The sequence below is a fragment of the Leekyejoonella antrihumi genome, from assembly GCF_007845645.1.
Lineage (GTDB): Bacteria > Actinomycetota > Actinomycetes > Actinomycetales > Dermatophilaceae > Leekyejoonella > Leekyejoonella antrihumi.
Genome location: NZ_VCQV01000059.1, coordinates 1 through 14,883 on the forward strand (window position 1 = coordinate 1; position 14,883 = coordinate 14,883).

Genomic DNA, 14,883 nt, shown 5'->3' on the forward strand with positions numbered 1-14,883 from the left:
TACCCCGTGCACAAGGAGCGGGCAGGACTGGCCGGATTCTTAGCGCTCTTTTGGCAGGAAACCAGCCACTGACTCGGCAGGTAAACCCCGCCGAAACGGCCTACAAGTAGTCGATCACAGACACGGCGTTCGACGTGCCAGTAGATCATCACCCCGGGCCCCCCGTAGCGTTGGTGCCACTGGGTCATCAGGTTCGACCCCCACGACCCGAACTTCTTCGAGTCGGACGCGCAGGCGGTGCCTGTGCCCCACCAGGCCGGGTCCCGGGCCTCGAAGGTTGCGTTGACGACTTTGCGGATCGCGGCGTGCAGGTTGTCGCGGGTGATGAAGTGCCGGCGGACGTGCCGCAGCGCGGCCTCGGTCTGGCCGTGCTCGCCGGTGTCGGCGATCGCCTTCAGCCCCATGTTGGTGCCGAGCGCGAACAGGCACAGCAGGAGCCGCCGGCGCAGCGTGTCTCGGTCGATCACCTCCCGGGTGGCCACCGAGGTGAACTCGGTGGTGAAGTCGGTCAGGAAGTCTGATTCCTTCAGCACGTCGAGCAGGTCCAGGGTGCCCCACCGGGCGATCACCTCGTTCTTGACCGCGGCAAGGTTGACCGGTTCGGGCAGCGGGTCCAGCCGGGGCACGCTGATCCACCGCTCACCGCGGCGGGTGGTGACCTGCACGCCGCCGGCGGTCCCGTCCAGCAGGGCGGCGTCCAGCCCGCCCAGTGCCGCACTCATCCGGTCCTGAAGGCTGGTGATGAAGGCGGTCGGGTCGGTCGGTTGCCGCAGCGCGGCGTAGTGCACCTGCCGGGAGTCTTCGAAGTCGCCGGGCAGGTCGTCCTCGGGGTTGCCCCACCGGCGGGCGCCGGTGACGTAGATCTCCCGGCGGCGTAACCCGTCGCGCAGGCCGACCAGCACGTACAGCTCGTACGGGACCCGCTCGACCCGCCCCCGCTCGTCGATGACGGCGGCCCGCCACGCGGCCGGGACGACCCCGTCCATCGGGGCTGTGTCGTCTGCCGCGTAGAACCGGGCCTTGCTGCCGGAGACGTGGTAGCGGTGCAGGAGCGAGAGCGCGTCCATGATCGGCCGGTAGGCGGTGTTGTTGCACCGGAACTTCAGCGCGTCCAGCAGCGCGGGCAGCATCCGACGGTAGTGGCTGGTGTACGAGCCGCGCAGCACGGTGCGGACCTTGGCCTGGAAGGCGTGCTCGTTCGCCTTCGCCTCGGCGACCAGCTCCCGCAGCGTCTTCTCGCTCACCACCGGGTACAGCGCGGTCCGGACCAGCTCGTCCGGGTGCTCGACCGCGGCACCGGCGAGCTTGAACAGCAGGGACTCCTTCCCGCGGACCTTGCGCAGGTCCGCGGTCAGCTGCTTCTCCACCCGCCGGTCCGCGTTGGTATTGATCTTCAGCACCAGCGCGCACAACAGGTCGACCAGTGCGTCGGTGATCTCACCGGCCCGGGTCCAGCACAACGACGCCAGCAGGGTCAGCCGCACCGGCGCCGGTGCCGCCCGCAGGTCGGAAGGGTAGGAGCGGGCCGCGCGAGAACGCCATCCTGCTACCAGCCGCTCGGAGGCGTCACCGAACAGGTCGGCCGACAACCCGACCGTGCGCACCGCGGCCAGCTTCTCAACCTCCCGCAGCAGCGTCTCCAAACCCAGCTGTCCAGGATCAGCTTTCAGCTCCGCCAACAGCCCCGGGCGCTGGTCGGCAGCCACCAGCGCCTCCAACGCCTCGATACTCGCCGGGCTCAGCCGGGCGACCGTCCGCTCGCAGAACGCTGCCTCGAACATTGCCCGAGCCGTCCCGATGATCCGGTCCGGGCGGCCGGGCGGCTCGATCCGCAGCTCGCGACATCGAACCAGCAACGCCTCCCGCAGATGTGGATCGCGTTGCTCCACCGGGCAGACCTGCTCGGCCAACCACACCACCACAGGTTCCTCGTCGGCGCGGGCGAACTCACGGAACCCGAACGCCTCCCGTATCTGTGCCCGGTGGTACTCGATCGTCCGACCGGCCCACTCGTACTTCGCCAGCTCAGCGGCGTCGACGTGCACCTGCTCGCTCAGGTACTCCACCGCAGCCGGTGGCAACTCAAGCGAGCCGACTGGGAACGCAGCCGCAAGCTCGAAGAACTTCAGCAACGCCGCGAAGCCCAGCCGCGTCGCGCCGGACTTGTTCCCGACCAGCCGCCAGTCCTCCTCAACCAGCGTCCACGACCCGACCAGCTCCTCCGGCGACCACTCCATCCGCATGCCCACGAACGTACGGGCCCCCGCGCGTCCCGGGTCAGTTCAAGCCCACCCAGGCCGTCCAGCTACTTTGCGGCTCGGGCCACCTTCGGGAGTCCTGGGCCTACTTCGGGCGCCGACCTCCTTGACCCTGACCGCAGCACCAGACTGCCACCGGTAGCGGACGCGATACGGAACAGCCCAGGACACGTCGCCGTAGGCCGATCGATCGATGCGGAGCATGCCACAAGGCGATCGGCTTGCGGTGTGCCGTCATCGTCGTGGCCGTCCCATATAGAACACCTCTGCGGAACGTCGGCCGGTGTGCTCGATGATCGGCCCTGTCCGCTCGGAGATAGCCTCATCCGTCGCCCGGTGGTGGCTGGGCTTGCGGAACGTCTCTCGGGGTAGATGGGCCGGGAGTGTCGGGTTGGTCCTGTCGCGCCCGTAATGGTTGTGTCAATGAGTATTGTCACAACTATGAGTTTCGACCAACTTCTTGATCAGTACGTCGCTGACCTCATCGGTCGAGGGCGTCGGTCAACCACCGTGCGTGGCTACCGGACGGACCTGCGCAGGCTCGGACAATCACTGAAGGGCCGCCGGCCGACAGCCGACGCGCTGACCCGCTACCTGGCCTCGCTGGAGGAGCTCACACCGGCGACGCGGGCTCGGCACATCGCCGCACTGCCCAGCTTCCTGCGCTGGTACGACGCGCGGACACCGGGCCAGGTCGGGCTGCTCCGCCTCGCGGACGATGTACCGGCGTACGGCGGTGACGGTGGGGCCGCGGGTGACCCGCATCGGGAGTGCGACGCGGACGCGGCGCGGCGGTGTATCCCTCGGCAGGCCGACCGCGACCAGCTCTATTTCGGGCTGATCCGGCACCTGGGGCTGCGGCCCGCTGAAGCGCTCAACCTCCGGATGGAAGACCTCGACCAGGCCGCACGGCACCTCGACGTGCCGGGCTGGGGCGGCGTGCGTCGCCAGGTGTACGTCGACGACCTCGACGTGCACCTGCGCCTCCTCAACTGGCGCGAGGCACAGAGCGCACGGCCCGGAGCGCTCTTCGCGGGTAAGGACCCGCAGCGGCCGGTGAGCTACCAGGCGATGGCCAAGCGGTGGGGGCGCTACGTGCGCGAGTCCGGGGTGGTCTCGCACGTGAGCGACCTGAGACGGTCGCACCTTGCCGAGCTGACTGCTGGCGGGGTACCGGTGTGGGTGATCGGTCAGCGGCTGGGGCTGCGCAACGTGCGCACCACAAGCGGGCACTTCCTCGCCCAGGACAGCGACGAAGTGCTCGACGCGTGGCGGGCCGCCCGAAGCGCCGCGGAGGCCACCCAGCCACCCACTCAGCGAAAGTCCGGGTCCTGACATGGCCACGCTGTGGCGGAACCGGTCGTTCAACCTGTTGTGGGCGGGCCAGACTGTTAATGGTCTCGGCAGCGCCGTGTCGACGGTCGCGATCCCTCTCGTCGCGGTCGAGCAACTCGATGCCTCACCGTTCGGCGTTGGGGTCCTTACCGCGGCCGAGTGGCTGCCCGCCTTGTTTGTCGGCCTCCTGGCCGGCGTCTGGGTCGACCGGCACCGACGGCGGGCCACGATGATGTGGGCCGCCGCGGGCCAAGCCATCGCGATGGCCATCGTCCCTGCAGTGGCGCAATGGGGGCACCTGACCATGCCAGTCCTGCTCGCCTCCGCCGGTCTCTGCGGACTGTTCGGGGTGTTCTTCCGCACCGCCTACAGCCCCTACCTGCGCGACGTCGTGCCCAAAGAAGACTTGGCGCGGGCCAACGCCAAGCTGCGAAGCAGCCGCTCGGTCGCCAACATCTGCGGCCCCGCGCTCGGCGGCGCCCTCGTACAGTTGATCGGCGCCGCGCGCGCAGTTGGCGCCGACGCGGTGAGCTTCCTGGTGGCATGCCTGTGTGTGTCCCGCATCGACACAAAGGAGGCCGCGCCGAGCCGGACCAGCGGTGACACGTCCCTGTGGTCGGCGATCGCCGAAGGCGTCGCCTACCTGGCGCGCGCGCGACTCCTACGAGCAGTGACCCTGTCTCTCGCGGCCATCAATTTCCTGCTCACGGCTGCGGGCGCAGTCGAGATCTACTTCCTGGTGCGTGAGATAGGCCTGTCGGCCGATGCCATCGGCGTCGTTCTGGCTGTGGGCTCGATAGGCGGGCTGGCAGGCGCCTTCGTCGCAGGCGGCGTCACGGACCGGTTCGGATATAGCTTGGCGGCCACCGGATCGCTGTGCCTGACCGCGCCGTTCGGCCTCTTGATGGCCTGCGCCGGTCACGGCCCGGCCGTGAGCCTGTTCGCCGTCGGACTCTTCGTGCTCACCTTCGGACTCGCCATCTCGACGGTCGCCTTCGCGACGCTGCGTCAACTAGCAAGTTCACCCGCAATTCTGGGCCGGGTCTCTGCCACCTCAGACGTGCTCATGTCGGCCTCCATGCCGCTCGGCGCAGTCATCGGAGGCGCGCTCGGCTCGTGGGTGGGCGTGCGCGCAGCCCTGTTCGTTATCGTCGCGGCGCTCTCCCTGCTGGGGCTGGGACTGACCATTGGGCGGCCCCTTGCCAGCTCCGACACCGCCGCCGAGCACCCCGTCACCGCCAGGACCAACTGACGCAACCCGCCAAGATGATCTGATCTTTCGCCTGTGCTCCTCCCGCGACGCCATCACCAGGCAGCACGATCGCGATGGTTCTTGGGATTGACCGCCACACCACTGGTCGGCATTCACCGTGTCCTTGACCCGACGTGCCGGTCGACGTTGAGCAAGTGCGGCCCATACCCAACGCCAGCCACCGGCCCCGGTGCCACATGCCGATCGGTCAACGGCTTATGACAACTAGGGTTGACACTGTCAACGATGGTTGTCATGATGGGTATGTGAACAAACCTGATGCGACGAACCACGAAGCAACGCTCGAGCGATTAAGGGAAGTCCGCGCCCAAGCCATCGAGCACACGCGGATCGCTCGGCAGTTTTCGGCCGAACGGCGGCAGATCATGCAGAGCCTTGTCCAGGTCGGCTTCTCACAATCCGACCTCGCCCGAGAACTTGGTGTCTCTCGGCAAGCGATCCAGAAGATGCTCGCGTCGTAGCCGTTGGAGGACCAGTGCCCGCAACGCCGATCGTCCTACGATGATGGCACCCGGGCCCTCGGGCTCAAGGCCCGCCGGGCGGATCAGGTTCGTCAAGCGGAGTCTGGAGTGAGCGGTCACTTCATCCGGACGGCATCGTATAGCACTTGCTATAATGGCTTTATGACAGCAAGTCTGGCGGAGGTAGCCCGTCACACCGATGAGGTCACGGCACAGGCTCGTGCCGAGTTCGTCCGCGCGGTGCGGAAGGCGGCAGCGCAAGGCATGACCCAGACCGAGATCGCCCGGAACATCGGCCGGAGCCAGCCCGAGGTATCGCGACTGTTGCGGTTCCACGGCACATCACCGTTGGCCCGCAACCTGCGACGAAACGCCGAACAGATCCGACATCTCATAGCCGAAGCCGGTGGGACCCGGGTACGGGTCTTCGGTTCGGTCGCGACAGGCCAGGATCGGCCAGATTCCGACATCGACCTGCTATTCGTGATGAAGCAGCCATTCAGCTTGATGCAGTTGGGTCGGCTGGAGCAGCGACTCGCGGATCTGCTGGACGCGAAGGTCGACCTGGTGCCCGAGTCGGCGCTTCGGCCCGACCTCAAGGAGCGGGTCACGTCTGAAGCGGTGGAATTGTGAGTCGATCGACACCAGAGCTGTTGAGCGAGGCACTCGTCCACCTGGAGTTGGCCAGTTCGTACGCCGGCGTCGACGACCTGGACCAGCTGGTCATCGACGCCATCTGCATGAGACTGTCGGCCGGGATCGAGGTACTGGCCAGACTCGACCCGAACGCGCGGTCACGACTGTTCGGCGGCAACTGGCAGTTCATGTGGGGGATGCGCAACCGCATCGCTCATGGGTACCTGATGGTCGACTCCGACATCGTGCAGCAGACGATCGAGACCGACCTGCCAGACATCGTTCGGGCGGTCAAACGCGAACTCTCCGGCGTCTGACCGCGGCGCCCGCGTCCCACAACAGGATCACTCATTCGCACAGCCGGCGGGCCATGCAGACCGACGACGCGCTGGCGAGGTAGGGACCGAACGGCTCAATGTGTTCGAACCCGTGCCGGGTGTAGAACCGGATCGCTGCGTGTTGTTCGAGCCCGGTCTCGAGGCGGACGAGGCGAGCACCCGCGGTGGCGGCGTAGGAGAGCAGCGCGGTGATAATGGCCGACGCGGCCCCGGTTCTGCGGTGCGTGGGATCGACGTAGAACCGTTTGAGTTCCGCGGTGCCGTCGTCGGCAAGTTCCAGACCACCGATGCCGACCACGATTCCGTCGACCGATGCGCCGATCAGATGCACGCCGCCCTGCTCGAGCTTCTCCACGGAGTAGCCGAACATCTCGCTCTCGTCGTACCCGCTGCTGGCCAACTCGGCGGTCAGGGCCTCAATGAGCGGCACGACGTCACGAACGCTGACGGCGTCGACAATCACGATCGGCAGCATGACAGGTCCTCCCCCTGGACGGCGCGCGTTGGCTCTGCTTCGGCCTTCCGCTCACCTGCTGCAACGTGAAAGAGCGGCCGCGGAGTCCGACGAAGCCGATCCTGATCGTTCCGTAAGCTGGGGATCGCTCATCGGGAACGCGCGCTTGTCCTCGCGGGTATGACTGGACCATCAGCCGTTGAGCGCCGACGCGCCTCGCGCCTATAAATTCGATAACGGTTCTAGGTGTCGTCGAACGGTGTGCCCGGGCCCGGTCATCACCGTGAGAGGAGGAACGTCTTTCGTGATCACGGCACCGGCACCGACCACCGAGTCGTGCCCGACGGTCACTCCCGGCAGAATCGTGGCTGCAGCTCCGATCCAGACCCGAGCTTCAATGACGATCGGAGCGACGGTGATGAACGCGTATCGGTCGACGGGCTCTATGGGATGACCCTCGGTGATCAGAGTGACCTTGGGCGAAATCATCGTGCGCTCACCGATTGTGATGCCTCCCAGATCGAGGAACGAGCATGCTTGGCCGACGGACGATCCTTCCCCCAGCCGCGTCCCGACACCCGAGGTGCAGTAGAACGGGGGATGGACGAAGGCCGTTCCGGGAGCCGCGGCACCGAACAGCTCCTCGAGCAGTGCTTGGCGCGCGTCAACGTCGCCGAACGGCAGGACGTTCAGCCGTGACGTCAAATCCATTGCGATCTGGACCTGCCGATACAGCTGTTGCCACTCGTCTGACCGAGTTGGTATGCGGCGCTCACGTAACACGATGGAATCATCACACGACCCGCCGACAATCCCCTTCATACCGTCGTCCGAGCACATGCGGTGATCAACCTGGGAGTGCGTCAACCACCCGATCGGCCGGCGCCCCGTAAGACGATCGCTGACCGGACAGCGGGAAGTCGCCAATCGTCAGTGATTTTGGGATGTCCGGTGTTCGGGGAAGTGTGCGTGCATGCTCAGCCAGTCTGCGGCCCATGCCTCATCAACCTCGTGTGCAGCGATCGCGAGCATGGCTTGCTCGGCATCGTCTACCTCCGGTGGATCGGGACTCCACGCGACGCCGTTGAGGTCGAGAAACAGGACCAGCGCCGCCCAGGCCGCTCGCTTGTTGCCATCGGGCAGTGGGTGGTTCCACGCCAGGTGACAGACGAGCACGGCCGCCTTGTCGACCAGCCTGGTGTAGAACTCTTCTCCTGCGAACCCGGCTTCGGGCGTGTAATGCCGACTCGGCCAGATCGATTCGGCCCGCCTTCGCCAGGTCCGCGGCCGGATTGCCGGTGACCTGCTCAGCAAGCCAGAGATACTCGGCCAGACTGAGATACCTGGTCACTGGGCCGCGAGCCGGTCCAGCAGCTCCTTATCGCGCTCGAGCAACTTGCGGGCCCGACTCGTGAAGTCCTTGTCGCCGCGGACACGTTCGACCTCGCTGGCCAGGGATTCCACGATCAGCGCGTTCACGCTGGTGCCGCGCACGCGCGCCACGGCCTCCGCCTGATCGGCGAGTTCCTCCGGGATTCGCACCGTCGTCTGCCTAGTCATGAACTCATAGTACCGCGACATCATGGTGTCACTGCTGCCACCGCCGGTAGACGATCGTCCTACGGACGCGGTTGGCGAGGCAGGTGTGCCGTATAGAGGACCCCTGCGGGACGGATCACTTCGTGCGCTACTCGGCTTGGCAGATCCTCGGGTCGTCGCCGGTGACGGTTCCCGTTGCGGTGATGGAGGGGCTTCCGACACGAGATCGGAGGTTGATCTCAGATCTCGATGCCCTGGCAGGGAGCGAGCGGCAGGAGCGGCGATTCGATCGCGGACGACCGTATGGTGAGGGCATGAGTGACTCCGAACGCGGCGAGTGGTTTGCGTACTCGCCTATGGGAGACAACAGCCATCTCACCGTCGATCAGTTGAATCTCGCCGAGAAGATCCACGAGGAGCACCTCGACCAGCCACCGGCAGGCACGGTGCAAGTGCTGTTCGCGTCGTTGCAGCCCGGCCAAGCCGAGGTCCGCATTCAAAATCCACCGGGACACCGCACTTTTGAGACGATCGCAGCGGCCATCCGGGAGCTTGAATCGGCGCGAGAGACGTTCCAAGAGACCGACTGACCACTCCCAGGAAGTCGACTTTTCATGCCACCGTCAGAGACGCTCCCGTGTGAGTCTCCGCAATGGGTCCGCGGGGGACGGCATCGCTTCCGGGAGCTGGCGGAGACGCGAGCTGCGAAGATTGGTTCCCATGGAGTTCCACGAGATGCAGGCGCTGGCGCGTCAGGTCCGAGGGCGGTTCGCGAGGTTCGAGCAGGATCGGTATGGCCGGTCGTGGACGCCGGCGGAAGTCATGCTCGGGTTTGTTGGAGACGTTGGTGACTTGTCGAAGCTGGTTCAGGGCAAGAGCGGTGTCCGGGCTGCATCCGACTTGGACGCAAAGGTCGCACACGAACTGGCCGACTGCTTCTGGTCAGTATTGACGTTGGCTGACTGCTACGGCGTCGACCTTGCGCAGGCTTTCAACTCGACGATGGCGGACATCAACAGATGGTTGGACGAGCAAGACAAGCCCAGCGAGACGTAGCACCGTTCACCACCGGATAACGCTGAACGGTCTGCCCGTTCAGCGATCGGCTTGCGGGACGGTCATTCTCGCAATTTGAAAGTTTCCGTCAGCGGGACCGGATCTGTGATCAGCCGGCCGTAGGTGAGCACGTCCACTCTGACTCCGGCGATCAGAAACTTGCCGCGTTCGACGCCCTCCCGCACGAAGCCAGCCGCCTCAGCTACCACTCCTGAAGCCGGATTGTTAACCCGATGTCCCAGTTCCAATCTCTCGAGCCCGCCGACGCTCAGCGCCCAATTCGACACGGTCGCCGCCGCTCGGGACGCGGTCCCGCAGCCACGATGCGCACGGTGCAACCAGTACCAGAACCAGCCAACGCGATTCTCCCGGTCGATCGCCGTGACACCGACTGCACCGACAGCAGTGCCATCAAGGTCGATAGCGAAGACATGGCGATCCAGCCCGCCCTCGGTCATCGCACAGATCCACGCCGCAGCCTGCTCGAGATCAGCAACATCGCCCTGGCGCGCCATCTCCGGATCAGCGAACGCATCTAGCACGGCCGCCGCGTCGGCAGCCTCGAATGATCGAAGAATGGGTCGCACGGAACGATGGTAGGCGCGCAGTTTGCACCGCCTCCACTACAGGACAAGGCCGGGCATCAAGTCCGCTCCCGGTGCTACACGATCGCACCTTCTGCGACCGGTCAGGGATCGCTGACTGGTGACGAAACAGGTCATCAGCGACCCGCAGGGGTCTTCTTGGGTCGATCGTGGAGCTGAGCCTTGAGCGTTTCCCGTGCTCTCGCATATCGGCTTCGGATGGTCCCGGGGCGCCGGTGAAGGATCCGTGCGACCTCGACTTGGGAGAACCCGTCCCAGTGGATGAGTCGGATGATCTCCTGGTCCAGCGGGTCGAGCGCACCAACCGCTTCAAGAAGCATGGCTTCCTGGCCAGTGGCGGGCTCATCCACCGCGTTTTGCAGATCGTCTCGCAACCGGTCCACCAGTGCCGCGCGTCGCGCGGCTCCGCGTCGATGCGTTGCGAGCACGCGACGTGCGACTCCGAACGCCCACAGTCGGGCTTCGTGGTCATCGCTCGGCAGCGCTCGGGTGCGCCGGCACATGACCAGAAGTGTCTCGCTGAGCAGGTCTGCGGCATCCTCGACGGGGTCGACGCGGCGGACAAGGTAGTTGAGCAGTTGCGGGGCCAAGTCGGTGGCGAGGCGCTGCAGGCGGTCCTCAGCGGCCGTCACGCGGTGCACCATTCGGATAGTTGCAGCTGATGGCCCCTCCGGTAACCATCGGCCCCTGGGCCGCGCGGAGCTTGGTGCCGGGTGCGGCGCGAAGCGCGCGCTGCTCGAGGTCGTTCAGGATGGCGTCTCCCGTAGGGCCTGGCCCGTCCTGGACTGCGCGCTTCTTGGCGGGCAGCGCGTTGTACGTCCGCTGCCCGTAGCCGGCCCAGCTGGTGTCGGTCACCATGGCGTTGATCTGCCGCCGCTGACGTCCGGTCACGCCGCTGAACTCCACGAACGCCTCGCACACGACGAGCGTGCCCGAGTCCGTGCGGTACGTGAACGGCACACCGTGTGAGGTGCGCTGCAACCCGGGCTCGAGGCTCTGGAATGGTGGGACGCTGAGTTGATATGCGGTCACGGTGCCAGCCCCGGTCAAAACCAGCACACCCGCCGCGACCGGGAGGACGATTGTCTTCCGCCACTGCCGACCGCGCCGAGTACCTGCGCGTCCAGCCGTGATCTGGGAAGCAAGGTTCGCCGCGGTAGTGGCTGCCTCATCCGATACGGCCGGTCGCGACGCCAGTAGCCGGGCGTCAAGTTCCTCGTCGAGGATGACGGACCCCTTCAGTGTGGTGAACGTTTCACCCCGTACATGGCCGGCAACCACGCGAACGTTGCATCCGGAGCAACATATTCGATCCGCAAGCCCTTTTCTCCCCGCCCGGTCCCCAGCACGTCCCGCAGACCGATCCATATGTGGCTCGTGAGGCCGATCTCTCGCGGAGTAGAGGTCTATGGAAACTGAGTGCGTGAAAGTCATCCGCGAGAGCAGCGATGACGAGATGGTTGCCTATTACCTCGCAGGGGAACTGACCAGCGAACGGTTCGGTGAGGCAATCCGCGCGGAACTGGCAGCGCGTCATCTACCCGAGGACGTGCTGACGCGACCCGATCTGGGCGACGAGAACGGCAACCGTGCGCGGCGAGCAGTGCTCGCTGCCACGCGCGGATATGGCCAGGATCGAGAGATGTTTGAGCACTTCCCCGATGACGTCCGATGGGTATGGGCGCAGCTGATGCCCGCGGAGCTCGCACGAGTGCGGTACATCGAGTACTCCTATTGGAATGAGCTGTCTGACGGCAGCCGCCTGTCGGTCGACGCGGCCCGGCGTATCGAGAAGGGCGTGAGGGTGTTCGGCGTCTCGAACGACCGATTCCTCGCCGCTGCCGAGGCGGTCAAGAGGGGTGATCGGTTCCCTCCCCTCATCCTGGCCGGCCCACATGACGAGGATCTCGTCTGTTTGGAAGGCCACCTACGGCTGACCGCCTACGCCCTAGCCGGATTTCCCATCCCGCTCGACTGCCTGATCGGCAGCGCACCGGCCCTGACCCGCTGGACGCAATAACCGGGGGCGCCCCGGATGACCATCGCTGCCCGGTGAGCGAGGGCCAGTTCCTGCGCCATTGAACACCCTCGGGGGTGAACCACGCGTCGATGTGCGAGCGTCCATGGAGAAATCTGAGGACTACGCGTGGAGATCGTTGACGTATCGAATATCGAGACATTATCGTTAAGCGATAACATCGATAAACGAGAAGGTCACATGTCTACAACCGGTAAGACGAAGGATCCGCTCGGGCCGATCGACTTCATCGTCACCCTCGCGTTGCGCCTTTTCTGTGTGGTACTGCTTTTCGTAGCAATTGCCTCGGTCGTGTCGGTTTTCGATGGGGGCCACCCGAGCATGACGCTAGGCGTGTGGGGTGACCCGCACCCGTGTCTGCAGGTCCCGCAGAATGGCCTTCAGGTCGGCACGTCAGGCAACGCTGGCCCTATCGGTGGAACATCGGTTCAGGGACTCAAATCTGGTGTATACCTCGGCGCACCTCACACCTACACGATCTGCGTCGATCACCTGTCCGGCACTGACCGGACCCTCTTCAGCGTGCCCGTATTGATCGACTTGCTGTGGTCCCTCGGCTTCCTGTGGTTGACGTTGCGAGTGATCCGCCAGGCGCGTCAGCGCGGACTTTTCACCCACGACGTGGCGCGCGCCACGACACACCTGGGCTGGTACATCCTCGGCGGCTGGGCCATCGTCAACTTGACCGGCGGAGTGCTACGTGCGATCGCGGTCTCCCACTTGGCCACCGGATACAGCCTCACCTCCGGTGTCCTGGCGAATATGAGCTGGAGCTGGCCCATCGTGATCGCTGGTTTCGGCGTGATCTCGATCGGACGAGTCATGCAGCGCACCGTGCCGATGCGGGAGGAAATCGAGGCCACGATATGAGGAAGGAACCCCATCCCGAGCCCGTAGAGCTGATTGATCATGCCATCGAGGTCCACCTGGACGATCTGCTGACGGCAAGGGCCATGACCCTCACCGAGCTTTCCGCCCGGACCGGCATCACGATGGCGAACCTGTCCGTCCTGAAAAACGGACACGCACGGGCCATCAGATTCACTACGCTCACCGCGGTCTGCGACGCCCTGAACTGCCAACCCGGCGACCTTCTCACCCTCACCCCCTCAACTACGCGTCCCCCAGCATCACGCTGCACTTTGTAGCCACCTCCAGACGCTCCCCGTAGGAGGAACCACCACCGGCGACGATCCGAGGATCTGGGAAGCCGAGCAGCGGACGGAGCGATCCGTCCCGCAAGGGTCTTCCATACGGTGCACGCGATCTGACCGTGTCCGCAAGGCATGCGGAGCATGCCACAAGACGATCGTCTTACGGCATGGCGGTGGGCCAGCATGAGTGCGGCAGGCGAGCCGCTTCGCACCGCTGCGACGAACTGGGCTGACAGGATGATCGTGTGAGCCGCCCCTGCCTGATGACCTCCCGTATCCGACTGGAGCCGATGACCACGGAGCATCTGCCGTTCCTGGTCGAGCTGGACGCCGACCCCCACGTGCTGCGTTACATCTTGGGCCGAGCGCGTGATGCGTCGGAGGTCCACGAGTTCTGGGGACCGATCTGTGCGGACACCGCCGCCGACGCAGTGGGACTGGGCTGGTGGATCGGGCGGCGTCTCGACGATGGTGGTTTCCTTGGTTGGTGGGACCTCTCACCCGGCAAGCCAGTACTTGAGCAGCCGTTGCAAGCCGAAGCGGGATGGAGGCTGGCACGCCGACACTGGCGACAGGGATACGCCAGCGAGGGGGCCACGAGAATACTCGAGCATGGCTTCGCGATGGTCGGGTTGAGCAAGGTTCGGGCGGAAACGATGGCGGTCAATCAGCCGAGCCGGCAGGTGATGGTCAAGCTCGGGATGCGTCACGTTCGAACCGACCACCGCGAGTGGGACGATCCACTTCCTGGCAGCGAGCACGGAGAAGTCATCTACGAGATCACCCGAGGCGAATGGTGTCGCTCCCGCTGACCGATCGTCTATCGACTCGGGATCTACGGGCTCTTGAAGACGTCGTGGTCGCCGACCCGTCGCCACCGGCATCGCAACTCGCCATCAACAGTGACCAGTTCGAAAGTCGCGCGTCCGTCCGGGCTGGCGAACGACCAGGTCATTTCCAGGACCCCGGGAGCTGATCGCACCGACTTGACCCGCAACGCAGCAGGCCATGGGGTGGTTGGGTCCTTGGCGTAGGCGTCACACGCGGGCGCGAACTTCTCGCGCACGATGGTCTTGAAAGCGTCCGCGTGCTCGCGCTTGAGCCGTCGGTAGTCACTATCGAACGCTGGTGTGGTTTCGAACTTCACTCGGAGTCAAGCTCGTTGAGGTGGTCCAGGAAGTCTTCGGTCGAGTCGTGGACCGTCACACGGCCGGCGTCAACGTGCTCGTCGACCTCGCGCTCTCGTTCCTGCCAGCGCTCGGTCCAGAACCAGCGCTGCTCGGCCGGTACCGGCAGCGCGGCCCGCAATTCGATGACACCATCAGCGCGCTCGGTCATCTCCAACTGCGCGCCCTGTTCATCCAGGTGCAGCCGGCGACGGACGTCGGCGGGCAGCGCAATCGTGCCGCGGCCCTGGACGCTGAGGTAGCGGTGCTTGATGGATGCGCTCATGACTACACTCTAACGCTAACGGCGGTAAAACAGCAGAACTGCAAAACGGCACGGTGTCCAGATCGACGATGGCCTGGCCGAAGCCGCTGGAGTTTGGAGATTGTGCGCATCCAACCTTCGGCCACGTCCCGCAAGACTGGGATGCGGGGCATGCCACAAGGCGATCCGCTTGCGGTCGCACCGGACTGGTCAAGCTGGTTCAGTCGGCAAGCCCGAGGAAGACCAGAAGAGCGCGGTCGAGCCGGACCAGGTCAGCATCGGGCACGTGGCCGAGGTGATCGCGC

21 protein-coding genes are annotated in these 14,883 nt (G+C 65.4%); 11 read left to right on the top strand and 10 right to left on the bottom strand.

Going from position 1 to position 14,883, the window contains the following annotated elements:
* Positions 1-2,243: Tn3 family transposase (locus FGL98_RS23355; RefSeq protein ID WP_222432374.1), on the bottom strand; the 2,243-nt coding region annotated here is incomplete at its 3' end.
* A 456-nt stretch (positions 2,244-2,699) separates the two neighbouring features.
* Here FGL98_RS23355 and FGL98_RS23360 point away from each other — a divergent pair.
* The 5 genes from FGL98_RS23360 (at position 2,700) to FGL98_RS23380 (ending at position 6,280) form a co-directional block, all read left to right on the top strand.
* Positions 2,700-3,593, top strand: coding sequence for a tyrosine-type recombinase/integrase (locus FGL98_RS23360; protein WP_186526350.1), 894 nt, complete (start codon positions 2,700-2,702; stop codon positions 3,591-3,593).
* 1 nt (position 3,594) lies between these two features.
* Positions 3,595-4,845 (top strand): MFS transporter, encoded by a 1,251-nt coding sequence (locus FGL98_RS23365; protein WP_146321035.1) that lies wholly within the window; start codon positions 3,595-3,597, stop codon positions 4,843-4,845.
* 386 nt (positions 4,846-5,231) lie between these two features.
* Positions 5,232-5,327, top strand: a complete 96-nt coding sequence (locus FGL98_RS27295) for a helix-turn-helix domain-containing protein (RefSeq protein WP_425461021.1) — start codon at positions 5,232-5,234, stop codon at positions 5,325-5,327.
* Between the two features lie 162 nt (positions 5,328-5,489).
* On the top strand, positions 5,490-5,960 hold the full coding sequence (locus tag FGL98_RS23375; RefSeq protein WP_146321040.1) for a nucleotidyltransferase domain-containing protein: 471 nt from the start codon (positions 5,490-5,492) through the stop codon (positions 5,958-5,960).
* Entirely contained in the window at positions 5,957-6,280 is a 324-nt protein-coding gene (locus FGL98_RS23380) for a HepT-like ribonuclease domain-containing protein (RefSeq protein WP_146321042.1), read from the top strand. The genes FGL98_RS23375 and FGL98_RS23380 overlap by 4 nt, the downstream gene beginning before the upstream one ends.
* Before the next feature lie 31 nt (positions 6,281-6,311).
* On the opposite strand, the gene FGL98_RS23385 is transcribed toward FGL98_RS23380, so the two are convergent.
* From FGL98_RS23385 to FGL98_RS23400, 4 genes are all read right to left on the bottom strand, one after another.
* Positions 6,312-6,776, bottom strand: a complete 465-nt coding sequence (locus FGL98_RS23385) for a GNAT family N-acetyltransferase (RefSeq protein WP_222432375.1) — start codon at positions 6,774-6,776, stop codon at positions 6,312-6,314.
* Between the two features lie 201 nt (positions 6,777-6,977).
* Positions 6,978-7,466: a DapH/DapD/GlmU-related protein gene (locus tag FGL98_RS23390; protein ID WP_222432376.1), complete on the bottom strand. Its 489-nt coding sequence runs from the start codon at positions 7,464-7,466 to the stop codon at positions 6,978-6,980.
* A 219-nt stretch (positions 7,467-7,685) separates the two neighbouring features.
* The gene (locus tag FGL98_RS23395; RefSeq protein WP_186526352.1) at positions 7,686-8,069 is read right to left on the bottom strand and encodes a type II toxin-antitoxin system death-on-curing family toxin; all 384 of its coding nucleotides are present in this window, start codon (positions 8,067-8,069) and stop codon (positions 7,686-7,688) included.
* 33 nt (positions 8,070-8,102) lie between these two features.
* Positions 8,103-8,315, bottom strand: coding sequence for a hypothetical protein (locus FGL98_RS23400; RefSeq protein WP_146321048.1), 213 nt, complete (start codon positions 8,313-8,315; stop codon positions 8,103-8,105).
* A gap of 293 nt (positions 8,316-8,608) precedes the next feature.
* Between FGL98_RS23400 and FGL98_RS23405 the strand changes: the two genes are divergently transcribed.
* Positions 8,609-8,884, top strand: coding sequence for a hypothetical protein (locus tag FGL98_RS23405; protein ID WP_146321050.1), 276 nt, complete (start codon positions 8,609-8,611; stop codon positions 8,882-8,884).
* Positions 8,885-9,029: 145 nt separating this feature from the next.
* Positions 9,030-9,350, top strand: a complete 321-nt coding sequence (locus tag FGL98_RS23410) for a nucleoside triphosphate pyrophosphohydrolase family protein (protein ID WP_146321052.1) — start codon at positions 9,030-9,032, stop codon at positions 9,348-9,350.
* A 62-nt stretch (positions 9,351-9,412) separates the two neighbouring features.
* On the opposite strand, the gene FGL98_RS23415 is transcribed toward FGL98_RS23410, so the two are convergent.
* The 3 genes from FGL98_RS23415 to FGL98_RS23425 form a co-directional block, all read right to left on the bottom strand.
* Positions 9,413-9,937, bottom strand: coding sequence for a GNAT family N-acetyltransferase (locus FGL98_RS23415; protein ID WP_146321054.1), 525 nt, complete (start codon positions 9,935-9,937; stop codon positions 9,413-9,415).
* 134 nt (positions 9,938-10,071) lie between these two features.
* Complete coding sequence (locus tag FGL98_RS23420; RefSeq protein ID WP_186526353.1) at positions 10,072-10,587, bottom strand: RNA polymerase sigma factor; 516 nt, start codon at positions 10,585-10,587, stop codon at positions 10,072-10,074.
* Positions 10,574-10,987 (bottom strand): hypothetical protein, encoded by a 414-nt coding sequence (locus tag FGL98_RS23425; RefSeq protein ID WP_146321058.1) that lies wholly within the window; start codon positions 10,985-10,987, stop codon positions 10,574-10,576. Before FGL98_RS23425 ends, FGL98_RS23420 begins: the two co-directional genes overlap by 14 nt.
* A 391-nt stretch (positions 10,988-11,378) precedes the next feature.
* Here FGL98_RS23425 and FGL98_RS23430 point away from each other — a divergent pair, with 391 nt between their 5' ends.
* From FGL98_RS23430 to FGL98_RS23445, 4 genes are all read left to right on the top strand, one after another.
* Positions 11,379-11,975 carry a hypothetical protein gene (locus tag FGL98_RS23430; protein ID WP_222432377.1) on the top strand — a complete coding sequence of 199 codons (597 nt, stop codon included), beginning with the start codon at positions 11,379-11,381 and terminating at the stop codon, positions 11,973-11,975.
* 126 nt (positions 11,976-12,101) lie between these two features.
* Entirely contained in the window at positions 12,102-12,863 is a 762-nt protein-coding gene (locus tag FGL98_RS23435; RefSeq protein WP_146321062.1) for a hypothetical protein, read from the top strand.
* A gap of 83 nt (positions 12,864-12,946) precedes the next feature.
* On the top strand, positions 12,947-13,141 hold the full coding sequence (locus FGL98_RS23440) for a helix-turn-helix domain-containing protein (RefSeq protein WP_425461022.1): 195 nt from the start codon (positions 12,947-12,949) through the stop codon (positions 13,139-13,141).
* Positions 13,142-13,392: 251 nt separating this feature from the next.
* Positions 13,393-13,959, top strand: a complete 567-nt coding sequence (locus FGL98_RS23445; RefSeq protein WP_222432378.1) for a GNAT family N-acetyltransferase — start codon at positions 13,393-13,395, stop codon at positions 13,957-13,959.
* Between the two features lie 23 nt (positions 13,960-13,982).
* Here FGL98_RS23445 and FGL98_RS23450 read toward each other — a convergent pair whose 3' ends face one another.
* Both FGL98_RS23450 and FGL98_RS23455 read right to left on the bottom strand, forming a co-directional pair.
* A complete protein-coding gene (locus FGL98_RS23450; RefSeq protein WP_146321066.1) occupies positions 13,983-14,294 on the bottom strand; it encodes a hypothetical protein in 312 nt (103 codons plus the stop codon).
* The gene (locus FGL98_RS23455; RefSeq protein ID WP_146321068.1) at positions 14,291-14,599 is read right to left on the bottom strand and encodes an AbrB/MazE/SpoVT family DNA-binding domain-containing protein; all 309 of its coding nucleotides are present in this window, start codon (positions 14,597-14,599) and stop codon (positions 14,291-14,293) included. Before FGL98_RS23455 ends, FGL98_RS23450 begins: the two co-directional genes overlap by 4 nt.
* Between the last annotated feature and the right edge of the window lie 284 nt (positions 14,600-14,883).